Annotated in this window: 19 protein-coding genes; 7 read left to right on the top strand and 12 right to left on the bottom strand. The window is 67.4% G+C overall.

What is annotated here, in order from left to right; all coding sequences use genetic code 11:
• Positions 1 to 71: 71 nt before the first annotated feature.
• The 4 genes from ACLBX9_RS08015 to ACLBX9_RS08030 all read left to right on the top strand — a co-directional run bounded on the left by ACLBX9_RS08015 (position 72) and on the right by ACLBX9_RS08030 (position 3186).
• Entirely contained in the window at positions 72 to 977 is a 906-nt protein-coding gene (locus tag ACLBX9_RS08015) for an SDR family oxidoreductase (protein WP_447718533.1), read from the top strand.
• 260 nt (positions 978 to 1237) lie between these two features.
• Positions 1238 to 2098: a cobalamin B12-binding domain-containing protein gene (locus tag ACLBX9_RS08020; RefSeq protein ID WP_447718534.1), complete on the top strand. Its 861-nt coding sequence runs from the start codon at positions 1238 to 1240 to the stop codon at positions 2096 to 2098.
• A gap of 75 nt (positions 2099 to 2173) precedes the next feature.
• Positions 2174 to 2419: a DUF6894 family protein gene (locus ACLBX9_RS08025; protein ID WP_447718535.1), complete on the top strand. Its 246-nt coding sequence runs from the start codon at positions 2174 to 2176 to the stop codon at positions 2417 to 2419.
• 2 nt (positions 2420 to 2421) lie between these two features.
• The gene (locus ACLBX9_RS08030) at positions 2422 to 3186 is read left to right on the top strand and encodes a Crp/Fnr family transcriptional regulator (RefSeq protein ID WP_447718536.1); all 765 of its coding nucleotides are present in this window, start codon (positions 2422 to 2424) and stop codon (positions 3184 to 3186) included.
• A 5-nt stretch (positions 3187 to 3191) separates the two neighbouring features.
• On the opposite strand, the gene ACLBX9_RS08035 is transcribed toward ACLBX9_RS08030, so the two are convergent.
• The 6 genes from ACLBX9_RS08035 to pufL are packed head-to-tail and all read right to left on the bottom strand — an operon-like array spanning position 3192 to position 8253.
• Positions 3192 to 3677, bottom strand: coding sequence for an HPP family protein (locus ACLBX9_RS08035; protein WP_447718537.1), 486 nt, complete (start codon positions 3675 to 3677; stop codon positions 3192 to 3194).
• 11 nt (positions 3678 to 3688) lie between these two features.
• Entirely contained in the window at positions 3689 to 4345 is a 657-nt protein-coding gene (puhB, locus tag ACLBX9_RS08040) for a photosynthetic complex putative assembly protein PuhB (RefSeq protein WP_447718538.1), read from the bottom strand.
• On the bottom strand, positions 4342 to 5265 hold the full coding sequence (gene puhA / locus ACLBX9_RS08045; protein WP_447718539.1) for a photosynthetic reaction center subunit H: 924 nt from the start codon (positions 5263 to 5265) through the stop codon (positions 4342 to 4344). Before puhA ends, puhB begins: the two co-directional genes overlap by 4 nt.
• On the bottom strand, positions 5262 to 6356 hold the full coding sequence (gene pufC / locus ACLBX9_RS08050) for a photosynthetic reaction center cytochrome PufC (protein WP_447718540.1): 1095 nt from the start codon (positions 6354 to 6356) through the stop codon (positions 5262 to 5264). Before pufC ends, puhA begins: the two co-directional genes overlap by 4 nt.
• Positions 6353 to 7354, bottom strand: a complete 1002-nt coding sequence (gene pufM / locus ACLBX9_RS08055) for a photosynthetic reaction center subunit M (RefSeq protein ID WP_100252568.1) — start codon at positions 7352 to 7354, stop codon at positions 6353 to 6355. Before pufM ends, pufC begins: the two co-directional genes overlap by 4 nt.
• A 59-nt stretch (positions 7355 to 7413) precedes the next feature.
• A complete protein-coding gene (gene pufL / locus ACLBX9_RS08060; RefSeq protein ID WP_447718541.1) occupies positions 7414 to 8253 on the bottom strand; it encodes a photosynthetic reaction center subunit L in 840 nt (279 codons plus the stop codon).
• A 145-nt stretch (positions 8254 to 8398) separates the two neighbouring features.
• On the opposite strand from pufL, the gene ACLBX9_RS08065 reads away from it, so the two are divergent.
• The 3 genes from ACLBX9_RS08065 to ACLBX9_RS08075 all read left to right on the top strand — a co-directional run bounded on the left by ACLBX9_RS08065 (position 8399) and on the right by ACLBX9_RS08075 (position 10688).
• A complete protein-coding gene (locus tag ACLBX9_RS08065) occupies positions 8399 to 8758 on the top strand; it encodes an SH3 domain-containing protein (RefSeq protein ID WP_447718542.1) in 360 nt (119 codons plus the stop codon).
• Positions 8759 to 8845: 87 nt separating this feature from the next.
• On the top strand, positions 8846 to 9520 hold the full coding sequence (locus ACLBX9_RS08070) for a DUF6629 family protein (RefSeq protein ID WP_447718543.1): 675 nt from the start codon (positions 8846 to 8848) through the stop codon (positions 9518 to 9520).
• A 139-nt stretch (positions 9521 to 9659) separates the two neighbouring features.
• Positions 9660 to 10688 carry an SDR family oxidoreductase gene (locus ACLBX9_RS08075; RefSeq protein WP_447718544.1) on the top strand — a complete coding sequence of 343 codons (1029 nt, stop codon included), beginning with the start codon at positions 9660 to 9662 and terminating at the stop codon, positions 10686 to 10688.
• Between the two features lie 24 nt (positions 10689 to 10712).
• On the opposite strand, the gene ACLBX9_RS08080 is transcribed toward ACLBX9_RS08075, so the two are convergent.
• The 6 genes from ACLBX9_RS08080 to ACLBX9_RS08105 all read right to left on the bottom strand — a co-directional run bounded on the left by ACLBX9_RS08080 (position 10713) and on the right by ACLBX9_RS08105 (position 18733).
• Entirely contained in the window at positions 10713 to 11153 is a 441-nt protein-coding gene (locus ACLBX9_RS08080) for a cytochrome o ubiquinol oxidase subunit IV (RefSeq protein ID WP_447718545.1), read from the bottom strand.
• A complete protein-coding gene (locus ACLBX9_RS08085) occupies positions 11150 to 11776 on the bottom strand; it encodes a cytochrome c oxidase subunit 3 (protein WP_447718546.1) in 627 nt (208 codons plus the stop codon). The genes ACLBX9_RS08080 and ACLBX9_RS08085 overlap by 4 nt, the downstream gene beginning before the upstream one ends.
• Positions 11773 to 13875 carry a cbb3-type cytochrome c oxidase subunit I gene (locus tag ACLBX9_RS08090; protein WP_447718547.1) on the bottom strand — a complete coding sequence of 701 codons (2103 nt, stop codon included), beginning with the start codon at positions 13873 to 13875 and terminating at the stop codon, positions 11773 to 11775. The genes ACLBX9_RS08085 and ACLBX9_RS08090 overlap by 4 nt, the downstream gene beginning before the upstream one ends.
• Entirely contained in the window at positions 13872 to 14810 is a 939-nt protein-coding gene (locus tag ACLBX9_RS08095; RefSeq protein WP_447718548.1) for a COX aromatic rich motif-containing protein, read from the bottom strand. The genes ACLBX9_RS08090 and ACLBX9_RS08095 overlap by 4 nt, the downstream gene beginning before the upstream one ends.
• A gap of 402 nt (positions 14811 to 15212) precedes the next feature.
• Positions 15213 to 16979: a glycoside hydrolase family 15 protein gene (locus ACLBX9_RS08100; protein WP_447718549.1), complete on the bottom strand. Its 1767-nt coding sequence runs from the start codon at positions 16977 to 16979 to the stop codon at positions 15213 to 15215.
• A 77-nt stretch (positions 16980 to 17056) separates the two neighbouring features.
• Positions 17057 to 18733, bottom strand: a complete 1677-nt coding sequence (locus ACLBX9_RS08105) for a GMC oxidoreductase (protein WP_447718550.1) — start codon at positions 18731 to 18733, stop codon at positions 17057 to 17059.
• Between the last annotated feature and the right edge of the window lie 14 nt (positions 18734 to 18747).

Here is an 18747-nt window from a genome sequence, read left to right on the forward strand (position 1 = left end):
GATTACGACCCACTCTATTGCGACCGCGACGATGGTCGTCCCGGTCGCGCATTCAGATCCCAGGACATCCGATGACTGACTCCGCCGACAAGCGCCTCGCGATGCAGGACCCCCGCACGCAGTACCCACAGCCTCCGTTCCCGCGGCAGCCGCAAGAGGCGCCGGGGCTGGCTGAGGCGATGGACCCGAAGCCCGACCACGGCGAGACCAGCTACAGAGGGCATGGACGTCTCGCAGGCCGGAAGGCCCTGGTGACCGGCGCCGATTCCGGCATCGGGCGGGCGGCTGCCATCGCGTTCGCCCGCGAGGGTGCCGACGTGGCGCTCAGCTTCGTCGAGGACGAGATGCCTGACGCCCGGGAGGTCGCCAAGCTGATCGAGGCGGAAGGCCGCAAGGCCGTCCTGATGCCGGGCGACATCACCGACAGGGCGTTCTGCGACATGCTCGTGAAAAAGGCCGTCGCCGATCTGGGCGGCCTCGACATCCTGGTCAACAACGCTGGCAAGCAGACGAACCAGAAGGACATCGGCGACATCACGGACGAGCAATTCGACCGGACGCTCAAGACCAACCTCTACGCGATGTTCTGGATCACCAAGGCCGCCCTGCCGCACATGCCGGCGGGCGCGTCGATCATCAACACGGCCTCGGTCGTGGCCTACAACCCGCCGCAGATCCTGGTGGACTACGCGACCACCAAGGCCGGCATCGTCGCCTTCTCGAAGGCGCTGGCCAAGCAGCAGATCGCCAAGGGCATCCGCGTGAATGCGGTGGCGCCGGGCCCGTTCTGGACAGCCTTGCAGCCCTCGGGCGGTCAGCCGCAGGAGAATGTCGAGAAGTTCGGTTCCGACGTGCCGCTGGGTCGGCCCGGCCAGCCGGTCGAGCTCGCGCCGGTCTACGTGTTCCTGGCAAGCCAGGAGGCGAGCTACGTGACCGGAGAGGTCTACGGGGCGACCGGCGGAAACGGCACCGCCTGATTCGAACGACGTGATCCCGATCGGCCGCCTTCGCGGACGAACGAAGGCGGTCGGCTGATGAATTGAAGGGAGGCGGCTCACCAAGCTTGGCTCGACAGCCGCAACCCTATCTACCTGTCGTTGAAGGTAACAAAATTTGGACCCCTATACGAAGTGATGCCGCCGGCTTATCGGCCAGCATGATCAACCTGCATGCGCGGGAAAAGGTCGGTTGACTTTTATCAATGTGGCTCATTTTGGCATGTGCCATCGATTGATCGATGAGTATGCCGTTTCCAGACGATCCTGTTCGACCGCAGGGATCGTCATCGATATATCTTGACGCGAGACGATGCCGAATTTCCTGCCGCCTATCGCTGGAGCCTGAGAGGCGAGCGCCCAGTGTCGCCGTCGGCGCGTCCACCAACATCCTTTCGGACCTCGTCGAGCAAGAGATCCTTCCGAAACTTCGCGATATCCATCGCCCGCATGTCCAGGCCGCCGCGCGGGATATTCACGAATTGACGAGGCTTCTGCTCGACAATCCTGGCGGGTTTCAAACGGAAATCACCCGGCACGCGGTCAGCGGCACCCCATGGCACGTTCTGGCCGGGGAGATACTGGTGCCGGTGGCGCAAAATCTCGGCGTGATGTGGGAGCAGGATTTCTGTGACCTCCTCCAAGTCACCGAGGCGATGGGACGGCTCCAATCCCTCCTGCGAGAGGCGATCGGGTCGCGGGTCGAGCATGGGGTTGGGCAGCCCAAGGGCCATATTCTTCTCGCTGCAGCGCCAGGGGAGACCCACACCTTCGGCCTCTGCACCGTGGCCGGGCACTTCCGCGATGCGGGCTGGGCGACCGCGATCGTCGGCGGAACGACCCCCAATTCCCTGGCAACGCTTCTCGCGGACCTCGCCAACGGCTGGTACGATGTCCTCGGTCTCTCCCTCGCCTGCGAAGTCCATTCGATCGCCCTGAGCCAGGCGATGCCGGCGATCCGTCGGGCCTCGCGCAATCCCGCCTTGCGCGTCGTCGTCGGAGGCGCCCTCGTCGCCCGGGGTGGCGCAGCGCCCGCGATGTGGGGCGCCGATGCCTGTCTCACTGATCCCACCCAGCTGCGGCTCGCGCAGCCGGCCGTGTGAACGCAAGCGGACGACCTGCAACCATTCCTGTTGCGCTCAGTTTGGACCGAACCGGCCCGCCCCGAGACTTTCGCATTGGCACGCTATTTCTTCGAGATTGAGAACGGTGGCCTGCATAAGGACGAGACCGGTACAGAATGCCGTGATCTCGACGAGGTCCGAGCCATCGCCGTGCGGACGCTCACGGGCATCGCGGGGGAGGAGTCCGTCGTTGACGACCGGCATACGATCGCGGTCGTCGTCCGGGATGCGACCGGGGCCTCCGTACTGGATGCGACCCTGACCTTGACGACTGTCTGGTCGAACGGGCCCGAGGCGTGACGGTGGCTGACTCTCAACCCCCGACCCTGGCGCCACTCCTTCGCAAGCTCGACAGCGTCATCCGTCTGAACGACGAGGAGCGACGAGCCGTGCTCGCCCTGCCGCACATGATCCGGCAGGTCGGCCCCCACGAGGATGTCGCCACGGTCGGCGAGCGACCCGCCCATTGCTGCCTCGTCCTCAAGGGCTGGGCTCACCGCTACGCCTATACGGCGACGGGCGACCGCCAGATCCTGTCGTTCTACATCGCCGGGGACATTCCGGATCTGCAGCATCTCTACCTGCCGGTGATGGATCATTCGCTGGCGAGCCTCACGGCCTGCACGCTAGCCTTCATCCCACATGAGGCGATGCGCGCCCTCGTCGTCGGCCGGCCGGGGGTCATGGCGGCGCTCTGGCGCGACACGCTGGTAGATGCCTCGGTCTACCGCGAGCGGATCATGACGCTCGGCCGCCGGCAATCCCTGGGCCGTACGGCCCATCTCTTCTGCGAGATGTACATGCGCCAGCGCGCCGTGGGACTGGCCGGCGACCTGTCCTGTCCCCTACCGCCGACGCAGGCGGAGCTGGCCGATGCGGTCGGTGTCACGGCGGTGCACTTCAACCGGTCACTGCGGACCCTGCGCGCGCAGCGCCGGATCGTCCTGCAGGGTGGCCACCTGACCATCCACGACTGGCCGGGCCTCGTAACCACGGCCGAGTTCGATCCCGTCTACCTGCACTTCAATGAGGACCGACGCCGTTCCGACGAAAGGGCTTCGGCCTAGGGGATTCAGCGGCGAAGCCGCAGCGAGAGGCGGCGCGCCCCTTCCCCGAGGGCGGTCAGGAGCAGCACGGCGGCCGTCAGACGCGCCGCCCCCACCCAGGTGGCGGCCTCCGAGCCGAGGGTGACGATGAGCACCGTCGCGCCACCGGCCGGGTTGATCGCGCCGAGGAGGGCCTGCGACAGCAGGGTTCCGGCCACGGCCGCCGTCGTCGCCGCCACCCGTCCGGCCGTCAGGGGATGAAGCCCGCTGAAGCTCGGGTCGTGCGCGGCGCCGAGCGCGGCGAGCGCCGCGAAACCGCAGGCGGCCCCGCAGAGCTGGCCGACGGCCGTGTTCCACGCTCGCGCGCTCGGCAGGTCCGGCAGGTGGACCTGCAGCAGGATCGCAGCGCCGAGGCTCGGCACCAGCAGCGGCTCGCCCACGGCGATGGAGAGAATGCCGACGAGGCCGAGCGCCAGCGCGGCCATGAGGGCCTGGAGGAGATCCGTCGCCAAGGCCGCGCCCGTCAGGCCGCCGTCGCGTGGGGCGACATCAGAGGCCGGACGTCCTGTTCGCTCAGGGCCGGGGCGGGACCGTCAAGACGGCGCGCGAGCTGGGTCCCGAGGACGGCGGCGTCCGGCAAGCCGCGCAGCATCGGAACCGGGGCGGACAGGTTGAGGCCCCGGACATGCGGCCACAGCTTACTGAGGCCGACCCCGGCGCCGTCCCGCACGGTCAGCGCTACGTCCCCGGTCCCGTCGTGATGGATCCGCACGGCGACATTGCGGATCGCGCGCATGGGGATGTCGACGGTCCCCTGGAGGGCGATGCCGTGTCGGATGACGATCCGCAGGCTCGTCACGGTGTAGGTCGTGCTGCGGGCGAGGGCCCAGGCGAGGTAGGCGAGGATCCCCGCGAGGGCCGCGCCCTGGGCGAGCAGCACGGCGGTGTCGAACACCTCCTGGGGGCGCAGGCCCCGGAGGGCCACGATTAGCGCGAGCTTCCAGCCGAGGAGGAGCGCGAAGTAGGCGGCGAGCCAGCGGCCTTTCAGGAGGTGGCGGCGCAGGGCCGAGGCCAGCGGCCTCCCCTGCCACAGGATCCGCTCCCCCGGCTCCAGGCGGACGCCCACGGGGCGGGTGGGAGCGCCGGCCGGGGCGGCGGGGTGGGGAATGCGCATCGTCATGCCGTCGTCCTCCGGCCAAATCCGTCCCGGGACGAGCCACCGAACGCCCCCCGGCGCACGCCCTCGGCGAACATCTTGCCCCCGGCGAAGTACGCGCTGATCCGATCCTCCTCCCGGGCGGTGATCCGGTCGGGATCCTTGAGCTCGGGGATAGCGGCGAACTGCTCGGCGTAGATCGAGCGCGTCTTCACCCGGCGGAACTTCGGGCTGACATTGGCGAAGAAGACCGGCATCAGGCGGCGGCGCCCGTCGTTCAACTCCACTTCGAGGTAGCGCAGCAGCTTGGCGCCGCGATCCACCCAGAGGTCGCGGACATGTCCGGCGACCTTGTTGTCGCGACCGACCACCGGCATTCCCACCGGATCGGAATCGCCCCCCTGGACGTGCCACGCGTCGCCGACCTCGCGCAGGGGCACGAGTTGCAGCTTCTCGCCCTCCAACAGAAGAGGCTCCTCGTCGCGCAGGACGTAGGAGGCCGGACCGACGGGGTCGCGCATCGGGTTGGCGCCGGTCGGCACGAGAGCCGAGCCGGGGAAGGGATGGAGGTGGCGGGCGGGCACCTCCGGGGGCGAGATGAAGTTCGGGAGCGTGACCGTCCCGCCCTTCTGAAGCGTGAAGGTCTTGGGCGCGGGGGGCGGCGGGAAGCCGACCAGGGGATGGGCGCGCGGGGGCTGCGTCGGATCCTCCATCGGATAGCCCTCGCGCTTGTCCTCCGCCCGGAGATACCAGCACAGGGTTCCGAAGAAGAGCGCGAAGGCCCAGAACAGCACCACGACGCCGTCGATGTGCTGCGTCACCGCCCCAAGGTGGAAGCCCCAGGCGCCCACGGCTTCGGTGGCGTTGGTGCTGCCGAGGAGTCCGGTGGCCGGGGGGATCCCGTGGCCGGCGGCCCCGGCGATCTGGCTGACGCCCTCGTTCACGGCTGGCCTCCCTGGTCGGTGGCGGAGGCGGCGTGTTCGCGGCCGGGGCCCTTCAGCCCGGGGAAGACCGTGAGCAGCTCCTGCGCGTGGTCGGCGGGCTTCGGCAGCCCGTAATGGCAGGTGGCGCAGAGGACGAAGCCGTTGCCCTCCTGCAGGCCGCGCATCCGGTCGGGCAGCACGATCGTGTGCGGGTCGTCCGCCGTTTCCCGGGTCTGCGGCATCCGCACCGCCAAGGGCAGCAGCACGTTGCGGTTGATGTCCCGGACCATCTGGATACCGGAATAGCCGGTCCAGCGGGCGGGCAGGCTCTGGCCCCAATCGTAGAAGGCGCGGGAGTTGTGGCAGTAGGTGCAGTTCACGCCCATGCCGGCGGACATCTGCATCATCACCTCATAGAGGCGCTTCACCACGACCTGATCGGCCACCTGCCCGTTGGGCAGCGCCGTATAGGACTGGGCGAGGCCCGGCGTGTCCTGGAGCAGGTAGAGTTCGTAGCCGGCATTGGGGAAGAACTGGCGCACGCTGTCGCCGGACTCGTTCCAGTTCTCCGGCTTGTCCATGTGGGCGCCCTGCGGGTGGGGCGGGCGCGAGAACCAGATCTCCGCCGGCACCGGCTGACCCCGGTGGCAGGACCAGCAGGTCACGCCGGCGGCACCGACATGCTCGGTCCAGTCCGCGTTGAGGTGGCGGACCATCTTGAGCATGTCCCGGGCGGCTGCCTTGGTCGGTTTCTCGTCCGAGGCGAAATCGGCTCCCGCGTGGCAGAAATCGCAGCCCTGCTGCGGAGCGACCCAGTTGGTGATCGCCTGCTGCAGCCGCATGAACTCGCCGGCATTCAGGTCGGTGAGCACCGTGACGTTCTTGTAGGCGTCCGTCGCCCTGCGGGTGTCCTCGATCAGCGGCGGATTGGCCGGCGGCGGGCCGTTCCGGGTCTGGAACAGGGGGCTGCCGGTGGGGGCGTACTGCACGAGGGATGGGCCGTTCGGCCCGGTCTGGGTGCCCTGCGTCGGCAGGTTCCAGGTCGGCACGAACAGGGTGAACAGGCCGGCGCAGACGAGGCCGACCGCCAGGATGGGTGGGCCGATCCTCATCGTCCGAGTACCTTGTCCTGCATGGTCTTGAGCGCTTGCGCCGGCGGCGCTGCCGGGAGGTCTGGAGCTGGCCGGTATTGCGGGGCGAGCCCGTTCTTGACGCCCCAAAGGTACCAGTTGTCGACGAGGGTGCCGGTGGCGAGGATGCCGATGCCGCCGGTCAGGGTGACCAGGGTTGCGAACCAGTAGAGCCAGCGGTGGATCGACTCGTAGTTCGAGTTGAAACCCATGGTCCAGCGCCAGAACAGAGCCGCGCGCTCGGCGGCCGTGCCCCGGTCGGTGATCTGATGGGTCTCGCGCTCGCCGCCGAGCGGCGTCACCGCCAGGATCGTCCCGGCATGCATGGCGAACAGCATCGTCGATCCGTAGAGGAACGAGATCGAGAGCATGTGGAACGGGTTGTAGAAGATGTTGCCGTAGCGAACCGAGAACGTCGCGGTCCAGTTGAGGTGCGGAATCACCCCGAACGGCACCGCCTCGGACCACGAGCCCATGGCGATGGGGCGGATGAAGCCGAGCACGAGGTAGAGCCAGATCGCGCTGGCGAAGCACCACGGGATGTGGGTGCCCATGCCCAGCGCCCGGGCGCGGCGGTACATCTTCACCCACCACAGCAGAATCGCGGCGGTGAGGAAGAACCCGGCCATCAGCCACCACCCGCCCTCGCGCAGGGGTGGGAACGGGTTGAGGCCGTACTTCGCCGGCGGCGGATCGAGGGACAGGAACGGCAGCAGGCGGATGAACCGCACCGGGTTCCAGTCCACCGAGGCCAGCATGTTCAGGCCGATGATCTCGATGGCGATGAAGCCGCACAGCAGCGAGGCGACGCCGGTCGGCCCGAGATGGGTCGGCAGCACCTGCATCTCGCCGATGCGCCCGAGCCATTGCGAGTGGAACGGCTTGCCGATCCGGCCGGGGGAGCCGATCTGCAGCGGCGGCCCGGCCTCGTCGGGGCCGCGCAGCTCGATATGCGTCCACAGGGTGTGGAACTGCGGCATCTGCGTGATCTCCGTCGGACAGTCTTCGGCAGAAGCAGGAGGGGTCGGGGACGAGGTGGCTAGATCTTGCCGCCCGTGCTCCAGACCGGGAGGTTCAGGTACCAGTCCCACCAGTAGGGCCAGCCCTGGGTCCAGAACGGCCCGGAGATGATGATGCAGACCGCGCTCCACAGCCCCGCATTGAGGGCGAGGAAGTAGCCGAGCCGGTGAATGCCGATCTCGCCGATCGAATACATGATCGTGTCGCGGAAATAGGCGCTCTCGTACTCGTCGTACTTCACCGGCTTGCCCTTGCCCGGGTTGGCCGCCGCCAGGATCTCGCCAGCATGGAGGCCCAGCGCGAAGGTCGTGGTGAAGAAGCACGTCACCGCGATCATGTGCGCAGGATTGTAGTGGAAGTGGAGGTGCTGGTAGCCGACGTTCGACACCCAATCGAGGTGGCTCATGATGCCGTAGGGGAAGCCGTAGCCCCAGGCTCCAAGCAGGATCGGCCGCACCACGTTGAGCGAGGCGTAAGCGAGGATCGCGAAGGAGAACGCCACCGGCACGTGGTAGCCCATGCCGAGCTTGCGGCAGATCTCCACCTGTCGCAGCGCCCAGGAGACGAAGGCGCCGAGCGCGCAGACCGTGATGATTTGCCAGAGGCCACCTTGTTTGAGCGGCGCGAAGGCCAGCCCGTTGGCGATGGGCGGGGGATCGATGCTGATCTGAAACAGCGCCCAGGTCGGGCCGATAGCAGCCCCGTAGACAATGAGCAGCGTGCCGAGCAGGGCGAAGAACGCCGCCGTGACGCCGAAGAAGCCGACGTAGAACGGCCCCACCCAGAAATCGAACAGGCTCCCGCCCACCAGCGTCCCGCCGGCGATCCGGTACTTTCGCTCGAACGAGAGCATCGCCATGCCTGCGGCCCCTGGCACCCCATGTGTCAGACTGGAATGACATCTCTGCCGTCAGTTCGGCATGACATTTATCAAGTCATCCCTGCGGCGGACGCGATAGCGTGCGGCCTGCCGACAGGATCGGCGCCAGCAGGAAACGGTGTCGATGAGACGGATCTGGCCGATGGCCCTGATGGCCGGCGTGCTTGGTTGGGCGGTGGCACCAGCCTCGGCCGCACCGGAGGCGGCCCGGTGGGACACATATTTCTACGCGGCCCCGCGCAGCAGCGCCCGCGTCCTCGATGAGGTGGAACGCGAGACGCCTCTCAACGTCCGGTCGTGCGAAGCGGGCTGGTGCCGGGTCGTCTACGGCGCGACGGAAGGCTTCGTGCGCGAGGAGATCGTGCACGGGCCGTCGAACGACGTCCTACCGGGCGGCCAGCAGCCGAAGGGCGCCTGCTTCACGGCGGTGCAGCCGGGTGGCGGGGCATGGCAGGACGAGCGGTTCTGCCCATCCAAACGATAGAGAAGCGCTGCCGGTCGCCGGCGGAGCCGGATCGTGCGCCTTCGCGCCGTCTGGAGGCGGCCCACCATCTATCCTGAGGATCTCCAGATGTGCTTTTCGCCCGAGGTGGATTTCCTCGCGAGTGGAATCATCGGGCTCGTAGGCGTCGCGACCCTCGCGCAGGTGAAGCATCCGCGGACCGTGCTGTTCGCGGCGACACCGGTGTTCTTCGCCCTGCACCAGTTCACGGAAGGTTTCGTGTGGCTCGGCCTCAGGGGCGAGATCCGGCAGGAGGCGCAAGGGCACCTCGTCTTCCTTTACATGCTCTATGCCCAGGGCATCCTTCCGCTGCTGATGCCCCTGGCCGTCCTCCTGATGGAGCCCCCCGGCTGGCGCCGCCGACTGATCGGCGGGCTGACGCTAATTGGGGCCGGGCTCGCCGCTTTCGTGTTCCGCGGCCTCGTCGTCTATCCGAGCACGGCCTGCATCGAGCATCACTCGATCCACTACGACAACCCTGGCACGGCCCTCTCGGCCGTAGCGGCGATCTACGTCCTGGCGACGTGCGGCGCGCTGATCCTGTCGAGCCACCGGATCGTGCGCTGGTTTGGCCTGCTCAATTTCGTCGGGGTGATCGCGACCCTGGTGGTGAAGGGCTACGCCTTCACCTCCGTCTGGTGCCTCTATGCGGCGGCAGCCAGCGTGATCCTCTACTCGCAGTTCCGGGCCCAGCGCATCGCCATCCCCGGCCCGGAGCCTGCCGATGCGTCCGCGGCGGCGTGAGCGGCGACCGTGACCATCCCTGTTCGGGCGGGATCGCATTCCGGCGACGCGCTGAGCTGAAATCGAAGGGCGTCCGCACCCTGCAGAGCCGCTCCCGCCCGTGGATCGGACTTCACTGTATCGAGCTTGAGAGGTCAAGGTGACACACGAGAAGCAGCAGCGCCGGCAACCGACCGTCGTCGTCACGGGGGGCAGCGCCGGCGTCGGTCGAGCCATCGCTCACGAATTCGCCCGGCACGGCTGGAACGTCGCGGTGCTGGCCCGAGGCGAGGCCGGTCTGAACGGGACGGTGCAGGACATCGAGCGGGCCGGGGGACGCGCCCTGGCGCACAAGGTCGATGTCGCAGATGCCGACGGGGTGATGCAGGCGGCGGATCGGACTGTCGAGAAATTCGGCGGCATCGACGTCTGGGTCAATGTCGCGATGGTCACGATCTACGCCCCGGTCCAGGAGACCACGCCGGACGAATTCAAGCGGGCGACCGAGGTCACCTATCTCGGGCAGGTCTACGGCACGCTGGCGGCCCTCAAGCACATGCAGCCCCACAATACCGGCTCGGTCATCTGCATCGGGTCGGCCCTCGCCTACCGGTCGATCCCGCTGCAAGCGAGCTACTGCGCCGGCAAGGCGGCTATCCGGGGCTTCCTCGACAGCCTGCGCAGCGAATTGCTGCATGACGGAAGCCGGGTGCGGTTGACCATGGTCCAACTGCCGGCGGTGAACACGCCGCAATTCGATTGGGCCCGCACCCGCATGCCCCGCCGGCTGGAGCCGGTCCCGCCGATCTATCAGCCGGAGGCGATCGCCCGCCACGTCTACCGCGCGGCCCAAACCATGCCCCGCGAGCTCTGGATCGGTGTCCCGACCTGGAAGGCGATCATCGGCAACATGATCATTCCCGGTTGGATCGATGGCTACCTCGCCCGCCATGGCTATCGCGGCGAGATGACGAGCCAAGCGGCCCTCGAAGGGCGCCCGGACAATCTGGATCGACCGGTCGATACGGATCCGGGGGCGCATGGGCGCTTCGACGGTCGTGCGCTCACCTCCGTGCCGGCGGTAGACCCCCGCTGGCTGAAGCTCGGGCTCGCTGCCGCGCTCGGCGCGGCGTTCGTCGGCGCCGTGGCCGTGGCCCGCGCGACCGAGCCGCCCCGCAGGCTGCGGTGACGGCCCTGGCGGCGCCCGGTCCGGCTACATCATCCGCATGCGCAGATTGAACAGCACGACCAGGGTGCCGCCCACCATCAGGAAGACGATGAGGCTCGAGAACAAGAGCAATTGAAGGTCGTCGCGGTGTGAGCGCCGCAGGTCGATGTGCAGGAAGCAGCGGAAGTGGACGATGGCCTGGAGGAGGGCCAGGGCGAAGACGATGCCGAGGGCCGTCGAGCCTGCGGCCCAGCCCCACGTCACAACCGCGAAGGCGAGGCCCGTGAGCCCCAGCGCCAGGGCATAGCCGATCCCATAGGTGGCGAGGTCGCGCTGCTTCGCGGCGGTCCCGTCAGGCCGGGGCCCCGCACGGTCCGGACGTGGCGCGCCCGAGCCGCCCGAGACGGCACGCGCTGCGGAGAGCAGCGCCGCCGCCCCCAAGGCCCTCAGCAGCACCGATCCTCTGGACGGGTGTTGCGCGCTCATCCGAGTATCCCCTGCAGGTAGACGATCGAGAAGATCGCGATCCAGATGATGTCGAGGAAGTGCCAGAACAGGCCGAGCCTCAGAAGGTCGAGCTTCACCCGCGCATCGGTCCCGTGGACCCCGATCTGGACGAGCATCACGACGATCCAGATGCAGCCGGCGGCGACGTGAAGTCCGTGGGTGGGCACCAGGGCGAAGAAGGCCGAGAGGAAGCCGCTCCGATCCGGCGTGGCGCCATCCCCGAACATCGTCGCGAAGTCGCGGACTTCGAACCCCAGGAAAGCGAGGCCGAGGAGGAGCGTCACGCCGAGCCACAGCACGAGGGCGGTGCGGGTCCGGTCGTACTTCAGGGCGATCCCGGACAGTCCGAAGGTCAGGCTGCTGGTCAGCAGGATCACCGTCTCGATGAAGGCGGGGCCGAGCTTGAATTCCGCCGCCGGCCCGAGGGCGCCGGCGGTGGCGGCAAGCTGCGTGCCGTAGATCGCGAACAGCAGCGCGAACAGCACCGCATCGCTCATCAGGAAGATCCAGAACCCGTAGATGCCGAGTTCGGCATCATCCGGCGGGCTCTGGTCCGGGCTGTCGAGGTGCAGCCCGATATGGGCCTGGGTCGATCCGCTCACGCCGCGACCTCCGCCGGGAAAGGCTCGGCCAAACCGAGGTTGTCAGAACTCTCCTCCAAGCGGCGCGGAACCGGCCGGGTCCTCGCCGCGAGGGCGAGCCAGCGCTCCTCCCTGGCCTTCACCTCGGCGGCAGGGATCGTCCGGTGGGTATCGCGCACGAAACTGCGGGCGATCACCGCGAGCCACGCCAGCGCAAAGCCGAGAAGGCTCATCCAGCCGATGTGCCAGACGAGGCCGAAGGCGCAGACCGCCCCGGCGCCGCCGACGATCGGCCCGACCCAGCTGTTCCTCGGCACCACGATATCGGTGTAGGTCGCGGCGGGCTTGTAAGCCCGTCCGTCTGCCTTGAACCAGTAGAACGCGTCGAGGCGGTGCACCGTGGGAATGGTCGCGAAATTGTACTCGGGCGGCGGGGCGGGGATCGACCATTCGAGGCCGCGCCCGTCCCAGGGATCGCCCACCGGCACGCGGTTCTGCTCACGGTCGCGCACGCTGACGACAAGCTGGATGAACAGCGTCACCAGACCTGCGAGCAGGATGAAGGCACCGATCACCGCCACGGTGAGCCACGGCTGGAAATCCGGATCGAGGATCGATTGCGTCCGGCGGGCCATGCCGCCGAGCCCGAGGACGTAGAGCGGCATGAAGGCGAGGTAGAACCCGACCACCCAGCAGCCGAACGAGACCTTGCCCCAGCCTTCGGACAGCCGGAACCCGAACGCCTTGGGAAACCAGTATTGGTATCCAGCGATCATCCCGTAGAGGAGGCCAGGGATCAGCACGTTATGGAAGTGGGCAACCAGGAACACCGAGTTATGGACCACGAAGTCGATCGGCGGAACGGCGAGCATGACGCCGGTGATGCCGCCGAGGACGAAGGTCATGATGAAGGCGACCGAGAACAGCATCGGCGGCGTGAACCGGAGTTCGCCGCGAAACATCGTCCAGATCCAATCGTAGACCTTGACCCCGGTCGGGACGGCGATCGTCATCGTCGCGACGCCGAAGAAGGCGTTGACGTTGGCGCTCTGGCCCATCGTGAAGAAATGGTGCAGCCATACCGTGAACGAGAGCACGGCGATGGCCATCGTCGCGATGATGAGGGACTTGTAGCCGTAGAGTTCCTTCGACGAGAAAGCCGAGATCACCTCCGAGAAGACGCCGAAGGCGGGCAGGATGAGAATGTAGACCTCCGGATGGCCGAACAGCCAGAAGAGGTTGACATAATTCATCATGTTGCCGCCGAGGTCGTTCGTGAAGAAGTGGAACCCCAGGTAGCGGTCGAGGGCCAGCAGCGCGGTGGCCAGCGTCAGCGGCGGCATCGCGAAGATCATCAGGATCGAGGTGCACAACGCCGTCCAGCAGAACAGCGGCATCCGGGTGAGACGCATCCCCGGGCAGCGCTTCTTGTAGATTGTCGCGGCGAAGTTCAGCCCCGAGAGGGTCGTCCCCAGTGAGGACAGGGTGATCGCCCAGATCCAGTAATCCGGACCGACGCCGGGCTGGAACGCCCTCTCCGTGTAGGGCGGGTAGCCGGACCAGCCTCCGGTCGAGAATTCCCCGATCGCCAGGGAGATCATCACGAGGCCCGCGCCCCCCGCCGTCAGCATCAGGCTGATCGAGTTGAGGAGGGGGAAGGCGACGTCCCGGGCGCCGATCTGGAGCGGCACGACGTAGTTGATGAGCCCGGTCAGGAACGGCATCGCCATGAAGAAGATCATGATGGTGCCGTGCGTGCTGAAAAGCTGCGCGAAGTGTTCGGGCGCGACGATCCCCGGGGCGTTCACCGCGAGCGACTGCTGCGCGCGCATCAGCACCGCCTCGATCAGCGCCCGGCTGAGCATCACGCCGGCGATGACGATGTACATGATGCCGATCTTCTTGTGATCGAGGCTCGTCAGCCAGTCGAGGAACAGCGGGCGCCACCAGCGCATCCAGGTGAGGAGCGCCACGAGCACCACGGCGCCGATCACCACCATCGCGCCAGCGGCAGCGCCGATGATCTCGCTGAGGTTGGGGTTCTCCCAGGCGCGGACGAAGGGCAGCGCGTGCGCGTCGAGGCGGCCGAGGAGCGCGTAGCGGAGGGCGGGATCGGTCATCGGCGGTCCTGCCCCTCGGGGGCGCACATGTTGGGGTCGTTCATCGCGACGATGGCCCGGAACAGGTCGGGGCTGACCGTCCCGAACACGCTGGGCGAGGCCTGGACGGAGCGGGCGGAGAGGGCCTTGAACGCTGCCATGTCGAGGGTCGAACCGGTCGCCCGTGCCCGGTCGACGAAGGCGCGGTAGCCGTCGTCGGCCTCCGCGCGGACGGGGAATTTCTGGTTCTGGAAGCCCATCCCGTTGAACTGGGCGTTTTCCCCACGGAACACGCCCGGACGGCTCGCCGCAAAATTCAGCTGCGTCGTCATGCCGGCCATGGCGTAGATCTGTCCGGCAAGCTGCGGGACGAAGAAGGACTGCATCACCGTGGTGCTGGTCAGGCTGAGATGCACCGGCCGGCCGACGGGGATGACGAGTTCGTTGACGCTGGCGATCCCCTCGTCGGGGTAGAGGAACAGCCACTTCCAATCGAGGGCGACCACCTCCACCTCCACCGGAGGCAGGGTCGAGGCGAGGGGCTTGTAGGGATCGAGCCTGTGGGTGTCCCGCCACAGGAACACCGCGAGGATCATTACGATGATGATCGGCGGGATCCAGATCAGCCCTTCGAGGGGCCAGTTGAAGCCCCATTGGGGCCGATAGGCGCTCTTGGTGTTGGACAGGCGGTAGTGCCACGCGAAGATCGGGGTCAGCACCAGCACCGGTCCGACGACGAAGAGCAGGATGAGGCAGACGGTCAGGAACAGGCTGCGGGTCTGCTCGGCCACGGGACCGGCGGCGCCGAGCATGCCGTGATCGAGGACGGCGCAGCCACCGAGCGGCGCCAGAGCGAGTGCGATTAGTAGCATGGCCGGGCGCATGCGGGAGCGGATCGCCCGGCTGCGGCGGGCGGCGTCATGACCGGTCGCGGGCGGTGACATCGGGTCAGGCATTGCCGCGGTGTCCGTCTTGGACCGCGGCTCGCCTCTGGCCTTCGGTGCCATCGGACAGGCCGACCGTCCCCACCCCCCGTTCGGCGACATGCGTCCAGCAGGCGTTGGCGACGGAGGCGGTCATGACGATGTCCAGGGGAGAAGGGCCACACCGGCAGAATGGCCGCTGACGCAGGGAAGGACCGCGCCGCGCCGTGGGCAGCATCAAGTCTTCCGAAAGCTTTACGCGATGACCGATCCGATCCCGCTTGATCTACATCTAGTCTGACGGTCTTGTGAGCGCCCGATGTCGCTCGCTGTGCGAAAGCGGGCAGCCTGATCCCGTGACGTCTGCCATCCCTCGGACCGAGCCAGCGCGGCGACAGACGCCGTAACGGGGACATCCGGTCGCGCGAAGGGATCTCAACCACCGCCGCGGTCGATGACCGGGCCGCACAGGCCGAGCGCCGTGTTGACGATACCGAGATGGGTCAGTGCCTGCGGGAAATTCCCGGCCAGACAGCGGCCGGCCCCGTCGTATTCTTCCGAGAGGAGACCGACGTCGTTGGCGACCCCGAGCACGCGTTCGAGGTAGGATTCGGCTAGTTCCTGGCGTCCCTGGAGGCGGAGGCAATCAGCCATCCAGAGCGAGCAAGGCAGGAAAGCGCCCTCGTCGTTGTCCTCCCCCGTCGCTCGCTGTCGCCGGATGAGGCCATCCTGGTCGAGATCGGAGCGGATCCGTTCGATCGTCGCCGCCATGCGAGGCTCGTCCGCCGGCAGGAAGCGGACGAGGGGAAGGAGCAGGAGGCTCGCGTCGAGGGCGCGACTGCCATAGCTCTGCGTGAAGGTCCCGAGCCCGGCGTTCCAGCCGTCGTGGCAGATCTGCGCATGAGCCTTATCGCGGTACGCCGCGAGCGCGGCGCGCAGGGCATCCGGCAGGTCGCCGGTCCGCAGTGCCCGGTCGAAGCCGACCCAGCACATCACCTTGGAATAGGTGTATCGCTTGGGCTCCCCCCGCGATTCCCAGATCCCCGCGTCGCGCTCCTCCCAGATCCGCCCGAGATGCTCGGCCAGACGCCGCTCCACGTCGCGCTGGTGGTCCGTAGCTGCAATGCCGGCCCGCCGGGCCAGCAGCAGGGTGTCGAGAACCTCGCCGTAGACGTCAAGTTGCAACTGGGTTGAGGCGGCGTTGCCGATCCGCACGGGGCGAGCCTCCCGGTACCCCGGCAGGGCATCCACGGTCCACTCCGACAGGTGCCGGGAGCCGTCGCTGCGGTACATGATGCGCAGTTGCTGGGGATCGCCCGCGACGGCTCTGAGAAGCCAATCGCGCCATGCCATGGCCTCCACATGGAAGCCGGCGTTGAGGAAGGCCCCGAGGGTGAAGGTCGAGTCGCGCAGCCACGAGTAGCGGTAGTCCCAGTTCATGCCTCCGGCGGGCACCTCAGGGAGGCTGGTCGTCGCCGCAGCGATCAGGCCGCCGGAGCGGCTATGGGTCAGAGCTTTTAGGGTCAGCAGCGAGCGCTTGACCGCGGCGGGCCACCGGGTTCGTCCGGCATCGAACGCCGCGATCCAGCGTTCCCAATGACCTTGCGTCGCCATGAGCGCCGCCCCGGGGTCGAGATCCGGAACGCGCGCCGCCCAGGCGTCGGTGCGGGTCAGTATGAAGGTGTGGCGCTCGCCCTCTCGTAGGGAAAACGCCGCCTGCGCCGCGCCTTCGGCGAGTGTCACGGGCACGCTCGCCCGTAAGGTCAGGCGATGCCGGCCCGCGCGGGCTACCGCTCCGCCCTCGCAGGTCTCCCACCAGGGACTGAGGGTCCCATAGTCGAAGCGAGGCCGCAGATCGCAGGTCATCGCAAGCGTGCCCGACAGGCCCTCGACGATCCGCACCAGCGCCGATACCGTCTCCCGGATCGGCATGAAGTCGGTGATCCGCACCGTGCCGTCGGATGTCGTCAGCTCGGTCTCAAGGATCAGGGTATCGCCGCGGTAGCGCCGGGTGGACCCAATCACCGCGTCCCGTGGCGCGATCGACCACCGGCCGTTCGCCTCGGTGCCCAGGAGCGCGCTGAAGCAGGCATCGTCGTCGAAATCCGGCCAGCACAACCAGTCGATCCCGCCGTCGCGGGCGACGAGGGCGGCGGTCTCTCCGTCGCCGATCAGGGCATAGCTCTCGATAGGTTTGCTCAACGGGCGTCTCCCCGACCCCGCCGGCGCCGGATCGCCGCAGAGCTCGTCTGATGGGCTTGTGAGGGTGGACCGGCGCGTCAGGCCAGACGCGCCTTGATATGGTCGGCGACCCGCAAGGCGTTGGCGATGATCGTGAGCGTCGGGTTCACAGCGCCGATCGACGGGAAGAAGCTCGCATCCGTCACGTAGAGATTGTCGAGCTCGTGGGACTTGCAGTTGAGGTCGAGCACGGAACTGCGCGGATCGGTGCCGAACCGCAGCGTCCCCGCCTGATGGGCGGTCCCGCTGAGGGGGATGTTCTTGCCGAGGTAGAGTGAGCGCTCGAACAGGTAGGTATAGGCCCCTGCCGGCTTCAGCAGATCGGACAGCTTGGCGCGCAGGCGATCATGCGCCTCCCGGTTGTTCTCCTCGATATCAAGGACCACCCGGCCGTCGCGTTCCAGCATGATCCGGTTGGCCGGATGGGGCAGGTCCTCGCTTTGCAACCAGAAATCCATGGAATGCCGCGCGGCCATCTCGAACGGGGCGTTCGGCAGGAAGCCCGTCCACTTGGGGAACTCCTCGCCACGGATCTGATCGGGGTGCGTCTTGGCGCACATCTGGATCAGGCCCATCGGATACTGCCAATCCTTGGATTCGAAGTAGAAGTCCGAAACGGCCAGTGTTTTCTGGAAGACGGTGTCGTTCACCTCCTTCGAGAGCGCCATTAACACGGACATGTTGTGGCGCATGTAGTTGCGGCCGACCTGATCCGACCCGTTGGCGAGGCCGTTCGGATGGGCGGCGTTGGCGGAACGCAGGAACAGCAGCGCCGAGGACAGGGCTCCGCAGGCGACGACCACGATATCGGCGGTGTAGCGCTCCTCCCGCCCCTCGCGGGTCACCCGGACACCGGTCACGGTCCGGCCGGCCGGGTCGGTCTCCAGCCGCGAGACGTAGGCGTTGACGAGGAGCGTGACGTTGCTGTGCGCAGCAAGCGTCGGATCGACGGTCATCACCTGGGCGTCGGCCTTGCCGTTCAGCAGGCAGGGGAACCCGTCGAAGGCATCGCAGCGGATGCAGATGCTGGTCGGCGTCGGCTTGCCGTTGCGTTCGTCGAGCTTGATCCCGAGGGGAAGATGGAAGGGTCGGAGCCCCTCCTTGGTCCAGTCCTCCGACAACCGCTGGATGCGCGGCTCGTGCGTGACGGCCGAGTGGTCATAGGGGCCGCTCGACCACGGCTCGGTCGGATCTTCCCCGCGTGTGCCATGGACCGCGAAGAGCTTTTCCGCCTGAGCGTAGTACGGCTCGAACGCGTCATAGGAGACCGGCCATGCCGGCGAGATGCCGTCCACGTGGCGGACCTCGCCGAAATCCCGTTCGCGCAGGCGAAACAGCGCGGCACCATAAACCTTCGAGTTGCCGCCGACATAGTAATGCAGGGCCGGACTGAACGATTGGCCGTTGCCACCGAACCATGTTTCTCGCGCTTGGTAGGCGCCGTCCACGAAGACTGTCTTCGCGCTCCAGTTGTCTTGCGAGCGCGGCAGGTAATCGCCGCGCTCCAAGAGGAGGATACGCTTTCCGGTCCCGGCGAGCCGTGCCGTCAGCGAGCCGCCGCCAGGCCCCGAGCCGACAACGATGATGTCGAAATGGTCCTGCGGCATCGGCCTGCCTTGTACTGAAGCACATGGATAAGGATGCCGTCGGTCGATAGACGACAGCATTGCGGTACATTTTGAATGAGAGGCCTGGAGGATCTGGCGAGCCCACACGGAGAGGGCTCAAT

Source organism: Methylobacterium sp. A49B (assembly GCF_053346215.1).